Origin of the sequence: Kineosporia babensis, assembly GCF_021129305.1 — a bacterium.
Lineage (GTDB): Bacteria > Actinomycetota > Actinomycetes > Actinomycetales > Kineosporiaceae > Kineosporia > Kineosporia babensis.
In genome coordinates, this window is the sequence record NZ_JAJOMB010000072.1 from 1 (window position 1) to 1412 (window position 1412).

Here is a 1412-nt window from a genome sequence, read left to right on the forward strand (position 1 = left end):
TGGATAGAGAGAATAGAGGCGTCATCCGGAGTCCACGGTCTGACTCAGACTTGGATCGACGCCGTTGGTTGTCCTCAAATGGAATCCGTCGGCCGTGGGTTCCGGGTGATGTTCATGTCACCGGCGCGACGGTTGTGACCTCATAGGAGCTTGCGTCACCAAGCCCGTCTCTGTCCTGTCCGTCCGCCGCACCGGTGACGTGCCGCCTACCCGGTCAGGACAGGAGCGCCCCACCAGCATGACAACCAAGACCCGCGCTGCCAACAGCGGCCCCGGAGAACGCGCCGCCGGAAAGAACACCACGACCAGCAAACCATCCACAAGCATGTCGGGAGAGGTGATCGGCGGAGTCGATACACACGGACACACCCACCACTGCGCTGTCATCGACGCGGTGACCGGCAAGCTCCTAGGGGACCAGGAGTTCCCTGCTACGGCGGCCGGTTACCGGCAGTTGCTGGCCTGGATGAGCACTGCCGGGACCGTGCTGAGAGTCGGGATCGAGGGAACCGGATCCTACGGCGCCGGCCTCTACCGCCACCTCGACAGCCAGGGCGTGCCCGTCCTGGAAGTCACCCGCCCCAACCGGCAGACCCGCCGCCTGCAGGGCAAGTCCGACCCGATCGACGCGATCAACGCCGCCCGGGCAGTCCTGGCCGAAACCGCCACTGCACGGCCAAAACCGAGAACAGGACACGTCGAAGCCATCCGGCTGCTGCGCACCACCCGGGCCAGTGCCGTCAAGGCCCGCAAGGCCGCGATCCAACAGATGCACGGCCTGCTCTACGGTGCCCCCGAGGATCTGCGAGAACTCCTGGCCGGCCTCAACCGTGCCGCACTGGTAGCCCGCTGCGCCCGCCTGCGCGCCGACCACGCCCGCCTGCACGACCCGGCTGTTGCCGCCAAGGCCATGCTACGCCGCCTGGCCCGCCGGGTTCAGCGCCTGGACGAGGAAATCGCTGAGGCCAACACCGAACTGGCCGCCCTCATCGAATCCGTGGCCCCCACCACCCTCGAGGTCTTCGGCGTCGGCCCCGAGGCCGCCGGGCAGCTGCTCACCACCGTCGGGCAGAACGCCGACCGGTTCACCAGCGAAGCGTCCCTGGCCCGCCTCTGCGGTGTTGCCCCCATCCCCGCCAGCACCGGAAACAGCAGTCGCCACCGACTGCACCGCGGCGGAGACCGCCAGGCAAACTCCGTCCTCTACATGATCGTCGTCAATCGCCTGCGCTGGCACGAGCCGACCCGCGCCTACGTCGAAAAGCGCACCGCAGAAGGAAAAACCAAAAAGGAGATCATCCGCTGCCTCAAACGTGCACTCATCCGAGAACTCTACCGAACCCTCAAATCCGACCTCACAAACCACGCAAGAACGCTATCCACTGCAGCTTGACAATGCATAGGAGCATCCA

At 66.0% G+C, this 1412-nt stretch carries 1 protein-coding gene; it reads left to right on the plus strand.

Features of this window, described 5'->3' with window-relative positions; translation table 11 throughout:
- Positions 1-325: 325 nt before the first annotated feature.
- Entirely contained in the window at positions 326-1393 is a 1068-nt protein-coding gene (locus LR394_RS41010; protein WP_231450137.1) for an IS110 family RNA-guided transposase, read from the plus strand.
- Positions 1394-1412: the final 19 nt, after the last annotated feature.

Bases quoted from the DNA above. Each gene is read 5' to 3' on its own strand.
- LR394_RS41010 (WP_231450137.1), top strand. From the start codon at position 326: ATGTCGGGAGAGGTGATCGGCGGAGTCGATACACACGGACACACCCAC.